This window comes from Shinella yambaruensis, assembly GCF_050859155.1.
GTDB classification, from domain to species: Bacteria; Pseudomonadota; Alphaproteobacteria; order Rhizobiales; family Rhizobiaceae; genus Shinella; species Shinella yambaruensis.
Genome location: NZ_CP150638.1, coordinates 267520 through 280976, shown reverse-complemented (window position 1 = coordinate 280976; position 13457 = coordinate 267520). Strand labels below are relative to the sequence as shown.

General features: G+C 66.7%; 11 protein-coding genes. 2 read left to right on the top strand and 9 right to left on the bottom strand.

Annotated elements, in window-relative coordinates; genetic code table 11:
- Nucleotides 1–42: 42 nt before the first annotated feature.
- From infB to rimP, 4 genes are all read right to left on the bottom strand, one after another.
- On the bottom strand, nucleotides 43–2691 hold the full coding sequence (infB, locus tag WMC41_RS01390; RefSeq protein WP_432346820.1) for a translation initiation factor IF-2: 2649 nt from the start codon (nucleotides 2689–2691) through the stop codon (nucleotides 43–45).
- Between the two features lie 101 nt (nucleotides 2692–2792).
- Nucleotides 2793–3446: an RNA-binding protein gene (locus tag WMC41_RS01385; RefSeq protein WP_244767452.1), complete on the bottom strand. Its 654-nt coding sequence runs from the start codon at nucleotides 3444–3446 to the stop codon at nucleotides 2793–2795.
- A gap of 29 nt (nucleotides 3447–3475) precedes the next feature.
- Entirely contained in the window at nucleotides 3476–5074 is a 1599-nt protein-coding gene (gene nusA, locus WMC41_RS01380; protein ID WP_064328814.1) for a transcription termination factor NusA, read from the bottom strand.
- A gap of 133 nt (nucleotides 5075–5207) precedes the next feature.
- Nucleotides 5208–5819: a ribosome maturation factor RimP gene (gene rimP, locus WMC41_RS01375; RefSeq protein WP_432346819.1), complete on the bottom strand. Its 612-nt coding sequence runs from the start codon at nucleotides 5817–5819 to the stop codon at nucleotides 5208–5210.
- Between the two features lie 257 nt (nucleotides 5820–6076).
- Here rimP and WMC41_RS01370 point away from each other — a divergent pair, with 257 nt between their 5' ends.
- On the top strand, nucleotides 6077–7705 hold the full coding sequence (locus tag WMC41_RS01370; protein ID WP_244767450.1) for an MFS transporter: 1629 nt from the start codon (nucleotides 6077–6079) through the stop codon (nucleotides 7703–7705).
- Between the two features lie 48 nt (nucleotides 7706–7753).
- Here the strand turns inward: WMC41_RS01370 and WMC41_RS01365 are convergent, their stop codons facing one another.
- Together WMC41_RS01365 and recR are read right to left on the bottom strand one after the other, a co-directional pair.
- Nucleotides 7754–9019 carry a lytic murein transglycosylase gene (locus WMC41_RS01365; protein WP_432346818.1) on the bottom strand — a complete coding sequence of 422 codons (1266 nt, stop codon included), beginning with the start codon at nucleotides 9017–9019 and terminating at the stop codon, nucleotides 7754–7756.
- A gap of 169 nt (nucleotides 9020–9188) precedes the next feature.
- Nucleotides 9189–9794 (bottom strand): recombination mediator RecR, encoded by a 606-nt coding sequence (recR, locus tag WMC41_RS01360; RefSeq protein ID WP_023512375.1) that lies wholly within the window; start codon nucleotides 9792–9794, stop codon nucleotides 9189–9191.
- A gap of 60 nt (nucleotides 9795–9854) precedes the next feature.
- On the opposite strand from recR, the gene WMC41_RS01355 reads away from it, so the two are divergent.
- Nucleotides 9855–10466: an MOSC domain-containing protein gene (locus WMC41_RS01355; RefSeq protein WP_432348225.1), complete on the top strand. Its 612-nt coding sequence runs from the start codon at nucleotides 9855–9857 to the stop codon at nucleotides 10464–10466.
- Here the strand turns inward: WMC41_RS01355 and WMC41_RS01350 are convergent, their stop codons facing one another.
- The 3 genes from WMC41_RS01350 to WMC41_RS01340 all read right to left on the bottom strand — a co-directional run bounded on the left by WMC41_RS01350 (nucleotide 10467) and on the right by WMC41_RS01340 (nucleotide 13406).
- Nucleotides 10467–11078, bottom strand: a complete 612-nt coding sequence (locus WMC41_RS01350; protein ID WP_288078139.1) for a LysE family translocator — start codon at nucleotides 11076–11078, stop codon at nucleotides 10467–10469.
- Nucleotides 11079–11113: 35 nt separating this feature from the next.
- Nucleotides 11114–11437, bottom strand: coding sequence for a YbaB/EbfC family nucleoid-associated protein (locus WMC41_RS01345; RefSeq protein ID WP_064328809.1), 324 nt, complete (start codon nucleotides 11435–11437; stop codon nucleotides 11114–11116).
- A 76-nt stretch (nucleotides 11438–11513) separates the two neighbouring features.
- Nucleotides 11514–13406, bottom strand: a complete 1893-nt coding sequence (locus WMC41_RS01340) for a DNA polymerase III subunit gamma/tau (protein WP_432346817.1) — start codon at nucleotides 13404–13406, stop codon at nucleotides 11514–11516.
- Between the last annotated feature and the right edge of the window lie 51 nt (nucleotides 13407–13457).

Genomic DNA, 13457 nt, shown 5'->3' with positions numbered 1-13457 from the left:
GAAAAGGTCCGGCGCTCGCACGATGGTCTATCCGCCGGACGCTTACAGCGTACGGGTGATATGCTCCACGCGGAAGCACTCGATCTGGTCGCCGGCGCGGATGTCTTCGTAGTTCTCGAAGGCCATGCCGCATTCCTGGCCGACATTGACTTCCGAGACCTCGTCCTTGAAGCGCTTGAGCGTCTTGAGCTTGCCTTCGTGGATGACGACGTTGTCGCGAACCAGACGCACGCCCACGCCGCGCTCGACCTTGCCTTCGGTGACGCGGCAACCCGCGACCTTGCCGACCTTCGTGATGTTGAACACCTCGAGGATCTCGGCGTAACCGAGGAAGGTCTCGCGGCGCTCCGGCGAGAGCAGGCCGGACATGGCCGCCTTCACGTCGTCCACCAGGTCGTAGATGATGTTGTAGTAGCGGATCTCGATGCCCTGACGCTCGGCGAGCGAGCGGGCCTGTGCGTTCGCACGGACGTTGAAGCCGATGATCGCGGCGTTGGACGCTTCGGCGAGCGAAATGTCCGATTCCGTGATGGCGCCGGCACCGGAATGCACGATGCGCACCCGCACTTCGTCCGTCCCGAGCTTTTCCAGCGCGCCGGCAATGGCTTCGATCGAGCCCTGCACGTCGCCCTTGATGAGCAGCGGGAATTCCTTGAGGCCGGAGCTCTGCAGCTGGCTCATCATCTGCTCGAGCGAGCCGCGCGAACCGGACTGGCGGGCAACGGCCTTCTCGCGGGCGAGACGCTGGCGGTATTCCGAGATCTCGCGGGCACGGCTTTCGTTCTCGACCACGGCGAACTTGTCGCCGGCGGCCGGCGTGCCGGAGAGGCCGAGTACCTCGACCGGCATCGAGGGGCCGGCTTCCTTGACGTGCTCGCCCTTGTCGTTGACGAGAGCGCGCACGCGGCCCCACTGGTCGCCCGCGACGACGATCTGGCCGGGCCGCAGCGTACCCGTCTGCACGAGAACGGTGGCGACGGCGCCGCGACCGCGATCGAGCTGGGCTTCGACGACGACACCTTCCGCGGTGCGGTTCGGGTTGGCCTTGAGGTCGAGGATTTCGGCCTGCAGCAGGATCGCTTCCAGGAGCTTGTCGAGGTTCGTGCCGTTCTTGGCCGAGACTTCCACGTCGAGCGTTTCACCGCCCATGGATTCGACGAAGACCTCGTGCTGGAGCAGCTGCGTGCGGACACGCTGGACGTCTGCGGTCGGCTTGTCGATCTTGTTGATCGCCACGATGATCGGGACGCCCGCCGCCTTGGCGTGGTTGATGGACTCGATCGTCTGCGGCATCACGCTGTCGTCGGCCGCGACCACCAGGATCGCGATATCCGTCGCCTGTGCGCCGCGAGCACGCATCGCGGTGAACGCTGCGTGGCCGGGGGTGTCGATGAAGGTGATCTTGTGGCCGTTCTGCTCGACCTGGTAGGCGCCGATATGCTGCGTGATGCCGCCGGCTTCGCCAGCGACCACGTTGGCATGCCGGATGGCGTCGAGCAGCGAGGTCTTGCCGTGGTCGACGTGACCCATGATGGTCACGATCGGCGGACGCGATTCCAGATCGCCCTCGTCGTCGGCAACGTTGAAGATACCTTCCTCGACGTCGGATTCGGAGACGCGCTTGACGGTATGACCGAATTCGCCGGCGATGAGTTCGGCCAGGTCGGCGTCGATCAGATCGCCGGGCTTCATCATCTGGCCTTCCTTCATCAGGTACTTGATGACGTCGACGGCGCGTTCGGACATGCGCTGCGACAGTTCCTGAATGGTGATGGTCTCCGGCAGCACGACCTCGCGCGAAATCTTCTCGCGCGTTTCCTGCATCATGGAGCGCTTGAACTTCTCCTGACGGCGGCGCATGGCCGAGAGCGAGCGGCCGCGCTGTGCGCCGTCCTCGTCGGTCGCGGCAGTCGTCAGCGTCAGCTTGCCCTGGCGGCGGCCGTCGTCGGTCTTCGGGCGGGCCGGCACCTTGGCGGGCTCCGGACGGGTGACCTTGCCGCGGTTGACGGGCGCACCGCCGCGCGGGCGCTTGTCGCCGTCGTCATCGGCTTCATGGCGGCCACGGCCGGCAACCGGCGCTACCGCCGGCGTACGGGTCGGCTGCGGGCGGGTTTCGGCAGTGGGAGCGGCAACGGCCGGCTTTGCCACCGGCTGCGCGACGGCCTCTTCCACGGCGGGAGCGGGCGCGGCAGCCTCGGCGGCGCGGCGCTCGGCCTCTTCCTTCTCGCGGACGAGGCGTGCCTCTTCCTCGGCCTTGCGGCGGGCTTCCTCTTCCACCTTGCGGCGGGCCTCGTCCTCGGCGCGCTGGCGCGCTTCGGCGGCGTCGCGGATCTGTGCTTCGGCAAGCGCGCGGCGACGGGCCTCGACCTCATCGGGGGAAAGCTGGTTCAGCACCACGCCGACACGCGGGCGGCTCTGCTCATGCTGCTGTGGCGCCGGGCGCGAGTGTTGCTGCACGGGGCGCGTCTGCTGCGGTTCGGGCTGGCGCTGCTGCACGGGCGTGACGGGCGTCACCGGCCGCTCGTCTTCCGGGCGGTTGATGCGGCGCTTGCGGGTCTCGACCACGACGGCCTTCGTCCGGCCACGACCCATGTCCTGGCGCACGGTTCCCTGCTGAACCCCCGAGGGCTTCAGGCTCAGGGTCTTCTTGCCAGCCACGCTGATCGTCTTGTCGTCTTTGTTGTCGGTCATTCCGTTCCGTTCCTAAGATCAGGGCCGGATGCGTATCACCAGACCCCGTCGTTCAATTGTGTTCCAATGCGATTTCGGCCGGCGGAATGCCGGTGACCGCGTCATTGGTTTGTCTGGCCAGCGCCACCTTTTGCCATCATTTGGCTGTCGCCCCGGTATTTCTCGAGCATGATTGCGCGCTTCACTACACCCTCACCCGCCTGCCCTGCAAGCGCCGCGGCATGGATAAAAGCATTCTGGCCCAAAAGGCCCTCCAATTCGCCCTCCGAAAAGAGCCTGAAGGAGGGTATTTCCGTTTCGTCTTCGGTGAGGAAGCTTGCCGCCCGCCTCGCCTGGTCGATCTTTCTCACGCCGTCCTCGGCCGCGTCCGTCGCGTGGAACACGGCAAGAGCGGCCAAAGACCGCACCGCCTGGTCCACCTTGGTGGAGCCGGTGATGAACTGGCCGGCCTTGCGCGCCATGTTCATCATGCCCCCGAGCTGGGCCGCCAGAAGCCGGTCCACCTCGGCCCCGAGCTCCGGGCCGGCCTTCGCCTCCGCCTTCAGCGCCCGCGGGAAGAGCTTCCTGGCGATCGCCTTGTCGACGATCGCCCGTTCGGCCTTCACCCAGCATCCACGTCCGGGAAGCTGACGCTTCAGGTCCGGCACGACGCTGCCGTCCGGACCGGCGACGAAGCGGATCAGATCGTCCGCCTCGCCTCTTTCGCGCGTCACGATGCACATGCGGTCGTTCACGCCGTCGTCCTTCTTACCCATACCACGGCGTCTCCAGCCGCGGGACGCCGTCAGGCGTCCTGCTCGGCCCCGTCGACAGCCGGCTCTTCAGCCGCGATGTCCTCTTCCGTGATCCAGCCGGCCGCAAGGCGCGCCTGGACGATCATGGCTTCGGCTTCGGCGCGCGAGACCTCGAACTTCGAGAACAGGCCCTCGAACTTCTTCGTCTCGCCGTCCTTGCGCTCCGACCAGCCGACGAGGTCGTCGGCGGCGCAGCCGGCGAAGTCTTCCATCGTCTTGATGCCGTCCTCGCCGAGCGCGACGAGCATCTGGCCCGTCATGCCGTCGATCTGGCGCAGGTCGTCGGAAACCCCGAGCTCCTTGCGCTTGGCATCCATCTCGGCCTCGATGCGGTCGAGATATTCGCGGGCGCGGGTCTGGATCTCCTGGGCCGTGTCCTCGTCGAAGCCGTCGATCGAGGCGATTTCGTCGAGATCGACATAGGCCAGCTCCTCGACGGCGGCGAAGCCTTCGGAAGCAAGCACCTGGCCGACCATCTCGTCGACGTCGAGCGAATCCATGAACAGGTTGGTGCGCTCGTTGAATTCCTTCTGGCGGCGCTCGGACTCCTCGGCTTCCGTCAGGATGTCGATGTCCCAGCCGGTCAGCTGCGAGGCGAGGCGCACGTTCTGGCCGCGGCGGCCGATGGCGAGCGAGAGCTGCTCGTCCGGAACGACCACTTCGATGCGCTCGGCATCCTCATCGAGAACCACCTTGGCGACTTCCGCCGGCTGCAGGGCGTTGACGATGAAGGAGGCCGGATCCTGCGACCACGGAATGATGTCGATCTTCTCGCCCTGCAGTTCGCCGACGACGGCCTGGACGCGGGAGCCGCGCATACCGACGCACGCGCCGACCGGATCGATCGACGAATCGTTCGAGATGACGGCGATCTTGGCGCGCGAGCCCGGATCGCGGGCGACGGACTTGATCTGGATGACGCCGTCGTAGATTTCCGGCACTTCCATGGTGAACAGCTTTACCATGAACTGCGGATGGGTGCGCGACAGGAAGATCTGCGGGCCACGCTGCTCGCGGCGCACGTCGTAGACGAAGGCGCGGACGCGGTCGCCGTAGCGCATGTTCTCGCGCGGGATCATCTCGTCGCGGCGGATGATGCCTTCGCCGCGGCCGAGATCGACGATGACGTTGCCGTATTCGACGCGCTTGACCGTGCCGTTGACGATCTCGCCGATACGATCCTTGTATTCGTCGTACTGGCGGTCACGCTCGGCCTCGCGCACCTTCTGCACGATGACCTGCTTGGCCGACTGGGCGGCGATGCGGCCGAAATCCATCGGCGGCAGCGGATCGGCGATGAAATCGCCGAGCTTGGCGTCCGGGTTGCGGTCGCGCGCCAGTTCCAGCGGGATCTGGGTCGAATAGTCCTCGGCGTGCTCAACGACTTCCAGCAGTCGCTGGAGGCGGATTTCGCCGGTCTTGGAATTGATGTCGGCGCGGATGTTCGATTCCGTGCCGTAACGCGAGCGGGCCGCCTTCTGGATGGCGTCGGCCATCGCGGCAAGCACGATCTCGCGGTCGATGACCTTTTCACGGGCCACGGCATCCGCGATCTGCAGAAGCTCAAGCCGGTTCGCACTGACTGCCATTGTCTCAGGTCTCCATGGTCAGGCCGGGGCCTTGGCCTCCGGCATCGGGGAGCGGCGCACCGCTCCGGTTCCGTCCTCTCCGCCCCGCCCGCAAAAGGGGCAAACGCCCCCGGGACGGAACGCACTCACAAACTTATTCGTCGCCGTCTTCGTCGTTCTGGTTCGCGGCCTGCGCGGCCTTGGCCTTCTTGTCGGCGGCCAGCGCATCGCGGATCAGGTCGTCGGTCAGGATCAGCCGGCCCTCGGCAAGCGCCGTGAAGGGGATGACGACCGTCGGCTCGTCGCCGGCGGCGGGCTGGTCCCGCTCCAGGGTGAAGCCGTTTTCGTCCGCCGCCGTGATCGTGCCGCGGAAACGCTTGCGCCCATCGACGAGGATCGACGTCTCGCATTTCAAGAGATGGCCGAGCCAACGCGAGAAGTCCGACTTGCGGACCATCGGCCGGTCGATGCCGGGCGACGAGACCTCGAGATGATACGCCTTGTCGATCGGATCCTCAACGTCGAGCACCGGCGAGACGGCCATCGAGACCTTCTCGCAATCCTCGACCGTCATCGTGCCGTCCGGCCGCTCGCACATGATCTGCAGCGTCGCGCCGTTCTGCGCCGAGAGGCGCACGCGCACCAGCTGGTAACCGATCTGCTCGATGGTCGGCTCGATGATGTCGGCGACGCGCCGGTCGAGGCCGGTCTCGACGATCAGCCGCGGCTCGATGACCGCATTTCCTGTTTCACTCGTGTCGGACATGACATGCCCTCCCGGGATAGTCGTTATCATGCACTCGATCGGGCCAATAAAAAAGAGCGGGTCCTCGCGGGCCCACTCTTCATCTGACGATCAAGAATTTGCGGCTGATATAGACCGTGTCTGTCACAATTGCAAGGTCGACCCTCCTGCTCACCTGTGGGCAGCCGGATCGCACAGCTTTTGCCGCCACCGGCTTGCCCCTTTCGTCCTATGGACTAGATTGTCGACAACGCTGCGTCGAGAATGAGTGCCTGCCTGTGCCAGACCGGACATCCCCCCTCGCCCCTTTCAGGAACGAAACCTTTCGGGTGATCTGGGCGGCGAGCCTGATCTCCAATTTCGGCGGGCTCATCCAGTCCGTCGGCGCGGCCTGGATGATGGCCTCGATCACCTCCTCGGCCAACATGGTGGCGCTGGTGCAGGCCTCGACCTCGCTGCCGATCATGCTGTTCTCCGTTGCCGCCGGCGCGCTCGCCGACAATTTCGACCGGCGCAAGCTGATGCTGACGGCGCAGTGTTTCATGCTGGCCGTCGCGATCGGCCTGACGCTCTGTACGTGGTACGGCGTCATCACGCCCTGGCTGCTTTTGACCTTCACCTTCCTGCTCGGCTGCGGCACGGCGCTCAACAACCCGGCCTGGCAGGCCTCCGTCGGCGACATGGTGCCGCGCGAGGACCTTCCCGCCGCCGTCTCGCTCAACAGCATGGGCTTCAACCTCACCCGCAGCGTCGGCCCGGCCATCGGCGGCGCGATCGTCGCCGCGGCGGGGGCGGCCGCCGCCTTCGCCGCCAATGCGCTCAGCTATTTCGCCCTCCTCTATGCGCTTTTCCGCTGGAAGCCGAACATCTCGCCGAGCGGCCTGCCGCGCGAGGATTTCGGCCGTGCCATATCGGCTGGCCTGCGTTACGTCTCTATGTCGCCGAACCTCGGCAAGGTGCTCCTGCGCGGCTTCGCCTTCGGCCTTGCGACGAGCTCCATCCTCTCGCTCCTGCCGCTGATCGCCCGCGACCTCGTTTCGGGCGGGCCGCTGACCTACGGCATCCTGCTCGGCTGTTTCGGGCTCGGGGCGATCGGCGGCGCGCTGATGAATGCGCGGGTCCGTGAGCGCTTCGCGACGGAGACCATTGCCCGTCTCGCCTTCACCGGCTTTGCCGTCAGCGCCGGGGTTTCGGCGGTCAGCGCGTCGGCGCTGCTGACCGGGGCCGTGCTGCTGATCGCCGGCGCCTCCTGGGTCATGGCGCTCTCGCTGTTCAACACGACGGTGCAGCTTTCGACGCCGCGCTGGGTCGTCGCCCGCGCCCTCTCGCTCTACCAGACGACCACCTTCGGCGGCATTGCCGCGGGCAGCTGGCTCTGGGGCACGACGGCCGACACGCACGGCGCCGAAGCCGCGCTCCTCGCCTCGGCCGTCGTGATGATCGCCGGCGCGGCTCTCGGCCTGCGCTTCAAGCTTCCCGAGCTGCAGAGCCTCAATGTCGATCCGCTCAACCGCTTCAGCGAGCCGGACCTGCCGCTGGACCTGAAGCCGCGCAGCGGCCCGATCGTCGTTCTGATCGACTACGAGATCGCCGAAGGCGACATACCGGAATTCCTGGAGGCGATGACCGAGCGGCGGCGCATCCGCATCCGCGACGGCGCCGGCCAATGGGCGCTGATGCGCGACCTCGAGAACCCGACGGTCTGGACCGAGACCTACCATGTGCCGACCTGGGTGGAATATGTGCGCCACAACCAGCGCCGCACCCATGCCGATGCCGCCAACGGCGAGAAGCTGCGCCTGCTGCACAGCGGCGCCGAACCGCCGCGCGTCCACCGCATGATCGAGCGGCAGACGATCGTGCCGCACGAATACGAGCGCTTCAAGCGGCAGATCGACATCCATTGAGGCGCCAAAGCCCGTCCCGTTCCTGCCCAGCCGGATGAGCGGGAAACCCTACCGCAGCTTCGCCTTGAGCGAGGCATCCGGATAGCAGGTCGGCGTCAGGCCGCTCTTGGCCTGCCAGTCGCCGAGCGAGCGGCGGGTCTTGTAGCCCGGCAGGCCGTCGACCTTGCCGACATCGTAGCCCTTGGCGACGAGCGCCTTCTGCATGGCGAGCACATCCGAGCGCAGCATCTTGCCGACATCGCCCCATGCGCCGCGGAACGGGCCGCTGCCGTAGGCGATGCGATCGGCAAGGTTGCCGATGAAGAGGGCATAGAGGTCGGAATTGTTGTATTCCTTGAGCACGTAGAAATTCGGCGTGACGATGAATTCCGGGCCGTGCGTGCCGGCCGGAACAAGCATCATGCCGGACGCCTTCGCCTCGCCGGAGGGAAAACCCTTGCCGGAAATGCGCGTGATGCCGCTCGACGCCCATGCGGAGATGGGCTTTGCCAGATCCGGCCCTTCCTGCGCGCAGGAGACGCCCGCCGGGATCGATACCTCGTAACCCCAGCCGCGGCCCGCCTGCCAGCCCTTCTTGGCGAGGTAGTTGGCGATCGAGGCGAGGCTGTCCGGCACCGAACCCCAGATGTCGCGCACGCCGTCACCGTCGAAATCGACGGCATATTGCAGGAAGCTGGTGGGCATGAACTGCGGCTGGCCGAGCGCGCCGGCCCACGAACCCTTCAACTCAGCCACCGTCCGGTCGCCGCCGTCGACGATATGCAGCGCCGCGATCAGCTCCTTGCGGAACATGTCCTTGCGCGTCGACATGAAGGCCTTGGTGGCGAGCACCTCCACAGCCGAATAAGGAATCTTCGCGCTGCCGAAGCCGGATTCCCGGCCCCAGACGGCGACGACGACCTCGCCCGGCACGCCGAAGCGCTGCTCGATCCTGCGCAAGGTCGCAGCGTGGGTCTTGGCGAGCCGGCTTCCCGTTCCCGCCAGTCCCTGCAGGCGCTTTTCGGAGAAATAGGCACCGGGCGAGGAGAACTCCGCCTGGCTCTGCGCCTGCTCCGTCTTCGGCCTTGAGCCGGGCGGCACGAGGTCGGGCAGATCCCAGTTGAGCGCCACGCCCTGCATCGCCGCGCGAAACGTCTTTTCGCTGACGCCGGTCTTCTGCGCGGCCGGCCAGAGGTCGCTGTCGATCCAGGCGCGGAACATCTTCTCGACCTCGGCCTTGGAGGCGGCCTGGGCGGGAAGGGCCATCGCGATGACGGCAAGCGCGAGGAGCGATGCGAGGCGGGTGGCGATACCCCCCTCTGCCCTGCCGGGCATCTCCCCCTCAAGGGGGGAGATCGGCAAGGAATTCGCCCTTTCAGCAATCTGAAGCGTCAACGATTGGCGAGAGGCTGCCGCGGGTCGATCTCCCCCCTTGAGGGGGAGATGCCCGGCAGGGCAGAGGGGGGTGAGCCACGAGAGCCAGCCTAGCATGAACAAACCTCCCTCAAATCGCCGTGCGCGCCCGAAGCGCAGCCGTCAAGGTTCCTTCGTCGAGATAGTCCAGCTCCCCGCCCACCGGCACGCCATGGGCGAGCCGGGTGATCTTCACCTCGAGGCCGGAGAGCTGGTCGGTGATGTAATGCGCCGTCGTCTGCCCCTCGACGGTGGCGTTGACGGCGATGATCAGTTCGCGCACGCCGCCCTTCGCCACGCGGTCGACGAGGCCGCGGATGTTGAGATCGTCAGGCCCCACGCCGTCGAGCGGCGAGAGCGTGCCGCCGAGCACATGGTAGGCCGCGTTCATCGCGCCGGCGCGCTCCAGCGCCCAGAGGTCTGACACATCCTCGACGACGATGATAACCGCATGGTCGCGCCGCACGTCCGTGCAGACGGTGCAGGGATCGCTCGTATCGACATTGCCGCAGCAAGAGCAGATGCGCACCTTGCGATGCGCCTCGCCCATCGCATCGGCGAGCGGACCGAGCAGCTGGTCCTTCTTCTTGACGAGATGCAGCGCGGCGCGGCGCGCCGAGCGCGGGCCGAGGCCCGGCACCTTCGCCAGGAGCTGGATGAGTTTTTCGATTTCGGGGCCGGTGACTCGTTTTGCCATTGCCGGTATCTAGCCCATATCCAAGGGAAACGGAATCCATCTTGCTGGAGGCAGCGCTTGATCAGAATTCTCGCCGTTTGCACGGGCCTTGCCCGTCCGCTTCCCGGCAAAAGCTACAAGACGGGCATTTTCAAGACGCCGACCGATGCGGCCGTGGTCGTCGACCGCGAGGGCCTGCTGGGCGACGCGATCTGCAACCGGAAACACCATGGCGGGCCGGAACAGGCGGTCTACGGCCTCGGCGCGATCGACCTTGCCTGGTGGTCGAAGGAACTCGGCCGCACGCTGGAGCCGGGAACCTTCGGCGAGAACCTCGTCATCGAGGGCCTCGACAGCCGCAGCGTCTCGGTCGGCGACCGGATCGAGACGGAGAGCGTGCTGCTCGAAGTGACCTCGACGCGCATTCCCTGCAACACGCTGACCGCCCGCATGGGCGACCCGGCCTTTGCGAAACGCTTCATGCTGGCCGGCCGGCCGGGTTTTTACTGCCGCGTGCTGCGGGGCGGGGTGATCCAGGCCGGCGACCCGGCAACCTATACGCCCTTCGAAGGCGCGCCGGTGACCATGCCGGAGCTGCTGCGCACCTATGGCAAGAACGTTTCGGAGGAAGACCGGCTGCGCTATCTCGCCGCCCCGATCAACGACAAGCTGCGCGCGGCCCTGACCGGCTGATCAGCGGGTGGCGATGGCCGCCGCGGCACCGGCCATGGTGCCGGCACTTAGGCGGTTGGCGAGGCGCACGGCGCGCGGGCTCTTCAGGAACAGCCGGGCGCGCGAGGCGAGGAAGACCCAGGCAAGGTCGATCGCGACCAGCACGATGAACATGGTCGCGACCAGTTCGGCCCAGCCGACGAGGGTAACGGCGCCGAGATCAATGATCGCCGGCAGGAGCGCGACGTAGAACATCATGATCTTCGGATTGCCGAGCGTCACCGTCAGGCCGGCGAAGAACAGCTTTGCGCCCGAGCGCGCCTCCGGCAGGGCGCCGTCGCCGGTCTCCACCGGCGCGAACCACATCTTCCACGCGAGATAGAGAAGGTAGGCGACGCCCAGCCACTTGATGGCGACGAAGGCGGCATGGAAGCTCTCGGCGATGGCCGCAAGGCCGAGCACGGCGCAGGTGAGCCAGATGCCCTCGCCGATCCACATGGCGGCGAGGAAGGGCAGCACGTCCCTTGCCCCGCGCGACAGCACGCGGGCGACAAGCGCCGCGATGCTCGGGCCGGGCGAGCCGGCCGCCATCATCAGCGCGCCGGCAAAGACAATGAGGGTCATCAGGCTCATCGAAGGTCCTCCTCGGAAAGCGTGACCCTACAGGATCAGAACGGCAGTTTGAAGCCGGGCGGGATCGGCAGGCCGGCGGTCAGCGCCTTGGTCTTCTCGGCGGCCTCGGCCTCGGCCTTGTCCTTGGCGTCCTTGTGAGCCGCGACGATCAGGTCTTCGAGGATTTCCACGTCGTCTTCCTTGAAGAGCGAGGGGTCGATCTTCAGGCCCTTGAGATTGCCCTTGCCGTCGAGCGTGACCGAGACGAGGCCGCCGCCGGAGGTGCCGTTCACCTGAAGGGCGGCGATCTCCTCCTGCATCTTCTCCATCTTGGCCTGCATTTCCTTGACCTTGCCCATCATGCCCATGATGTCGCGCATCGGCCTCTCCTCTTTCTGACTGGATGTTAGAGCATTTGTTTTCGTGCAATTCCGCCATGCACCTCAGCTGGAACTGCTAGTGTTCGATATCGTCGCCGGGCAGGATGTCGCCCTCGGCGGATTCCGCGACGGCCGCGACCTCGACGGTCTCGGGCTCGTCTTCCGTTTCCTGGACCTTGATGCGCACGTCCATGATCTTGGCACCCGGGAAGCGCTGCAGGATGGCGGCCACGTCGGGATCCTGGCGCGCATCGGCAACGCGCGCTTCCTGCGCCATCGTCTCGGCCTCGGCCAGCGTCGGCCCGCCCGGTTCGCGCGACAGGATCACCATCCAGCGGATGCCGGTCCATTCCTGCAGCCGGTTCGACAGGTCGTTGACGAGCGACTTCGGCGCATCGTTGGCAAGGCTGATCTCGAGGCGCCCGGCCTCCACGCTGACCGGCCGCACGAAGGCGCGCACGAGGGCACGCAGGCGGATGTCGCGGTTCTTCGTGCAGAGGTCGGCAATGTCGGCGACCGACTTCACCGGTACCTTCGGCTCGGCGGCCGGCTGCTCGGCCGGGGCGGTCTCGATGCGGCCGACCGGCTGGGATGCGGGCTCGGCCTGCGGCACGGGACGCAGCATGGTCACCGCCGCGCCGCCCGACTGGGCGCGCTGGGCCGGTGCCTCCGGCGAACGGGAAACGGCGGCGACCGAGGCCTGCGCCGTCGGCTGGCCGCCATTGCCGCCATAGCCGCCGGATTGCGGGGCACGCGCGCCATTGCCGCCGCCCTCGCCGCCCGAGAGCTCGGCGAGGCGGCGGACCGCCTCTTCCGGCGACGGCAGGTTGGCGGCGTGCGCGAGGCGGATGATGACCATCTCGGCGGCGCCCGCCGGACGACTGGAAGCCTCCGTCTCCGGAATGCCCTTCAGCAGCATCTGCCACATGCGCGACAGCGCGGTGACGGCGATGGAATTGGCGAACTCGACGCCGCGCACACGCTCGATCTCGCTCAGAGACTGGTCGCCGCTCGCATCGGGCACATATTTCATGCGCGTGACGAGATGGGTGAAGTCGGCAAGGTCCGTCAGCACGACGGGCGGGCTGGCGCCGGCCTCGTATTGCGCGGAAAACTCGGCGAGCGCGGCGGCGGCATCGCCCTTCACGACATGTTCGAAGAGATCGACGATGCGCGCGCGGTCGGCAAGGCCGAGCATGCCGCGCACGGCATTCACCTCGACGCGGCCGCCGCCATGGGCGATCGCCTGGTCGAGCAGCGACAGGCCGTCGCGGGCCGAGCCCTCGGCGGCGCGGGCGATCATGGCGAGCGCATCCGGCTCGAACTCCACGCCTTCCTTGCCCAGGATGGTGGTGAAGAGGCCGACGAGGTCGGAGGCGCCGATGCGCCGCAGGTCAAAGCGCTGGCAGCGCGACAGGACGGTGATCGGGACCTTGCGGATCTCGGTCGTCGCGAAGATGAACTTGACGTGCTCCGGCGGCTCCTCGAGCGTCTTCAAGAGGCCGTTGAAGGCCTGCGTCGAGAGCATGTGCACTTCGTCGATGATATAGACCTTGTAGCGAGCCGAGACCGGGCGGTAGCGCACCTGCTCGATGATCTCGCGGATGTCGTCGATGCCGGTATGGGAGGCGGCGTCCATCTCGATGACATCGACATGCCGGCCCTCCATGATGGCCTGGCAATGCTCGCCGGGCACGCGAAGGTCGATCGTCGGGCGGTCGATCTCGGATGTCTTGTAGTTCAGCGCGCGCGCGAGGATGCGGGCGGTCGTCGTCTTGCCGACGCCGCGAACGCCAGTCAGCATATAGGCCTGCGCGATGCGCCCGGTCTCGAACGCATTGGTCAGCGTGCGGACCATCGGCTCCTGACCAACCATCAGGTCGGAGAAATCCTTGGGGCGGTATTTTCGCGCGAGAACCCGGTAGGCGGCGGGTTTTTCGCTGGACGGATTGGGGGTTACGTCGCTCATAGACCCTGCCGCTAATCGAACTTTCAGTCCCGACAGGACGGCCAGGATCAG

What these genes read in the sequence shown, in the direction of transcription:
- infB (WP_432346820.1), bottom strand. Translation starts at nt 2,691, where the DNA reads ATGACCGACAACAAAGACGACAAGACGATCAGCGTGGCTGGCAAGAAG.
- WMC41_RS01385 (WP_244767452.1), bottom strand. Translation starts at nt 3,446, where the DNA reads ATGGGTAAGAAGGACGACGGCGTGAACGACCGCATGTGCATCGTGACG.
- nusA (WP_064328814.1), bottom strand. Translation starts at nt 5,074, where the DNA reads ATGGCAGTCAGTGCGAACCGGCTTGAGCTTCTGCAGATCGCGGATGCC.
- rimP (WP_432346819.1), bottom strand. Translation starts at nt 5,819, where the DNA reads ATGTCCGACACGAGTGAAACAGGAAATGCGGTCATCGAGCCGCGGCTG.
- WMC41_RS01365 (WP_432346818.1), bottom strand. Translation starts at nt 9,019, where the DNA reads ATGCCCGGCAGGGCAGAGGGGGGTATCGCCACCCGCCTCGCATCGCTC.
- recR (WP_023512375.1), bottom strand. Translation starts at nt 9,794, where the DNA reads ATGGCAAAACGAGTCACCGGCCCCGAAATCGAAAAACTCATCCAGCTC.
- WMC41_RS01350 (WP_288078139.1), bottom strand. Translation starts at nt 11,078, where the DNA reads ATGAGCCTGATGACCCTCATTGTCTTTGCCGGCGCGCTGATGATGGCG.
- WMC41_RS01345 (WP_064328809.1), bottom strand. Translation starts at nt 11,437, where the DNA reads ATGCGCGACATCATGGGCATGATGGGCAAGGTCAAGGAAATGCAGGCC.
- WMC41_RS01340 (WP_432346817.1), bottom strand. Translation starts at nt 13,406, where the DNA reads ATGAGCGACGTAACCCCCAATCCGTCCAGCGAAAAACCCGCCGCCTAC.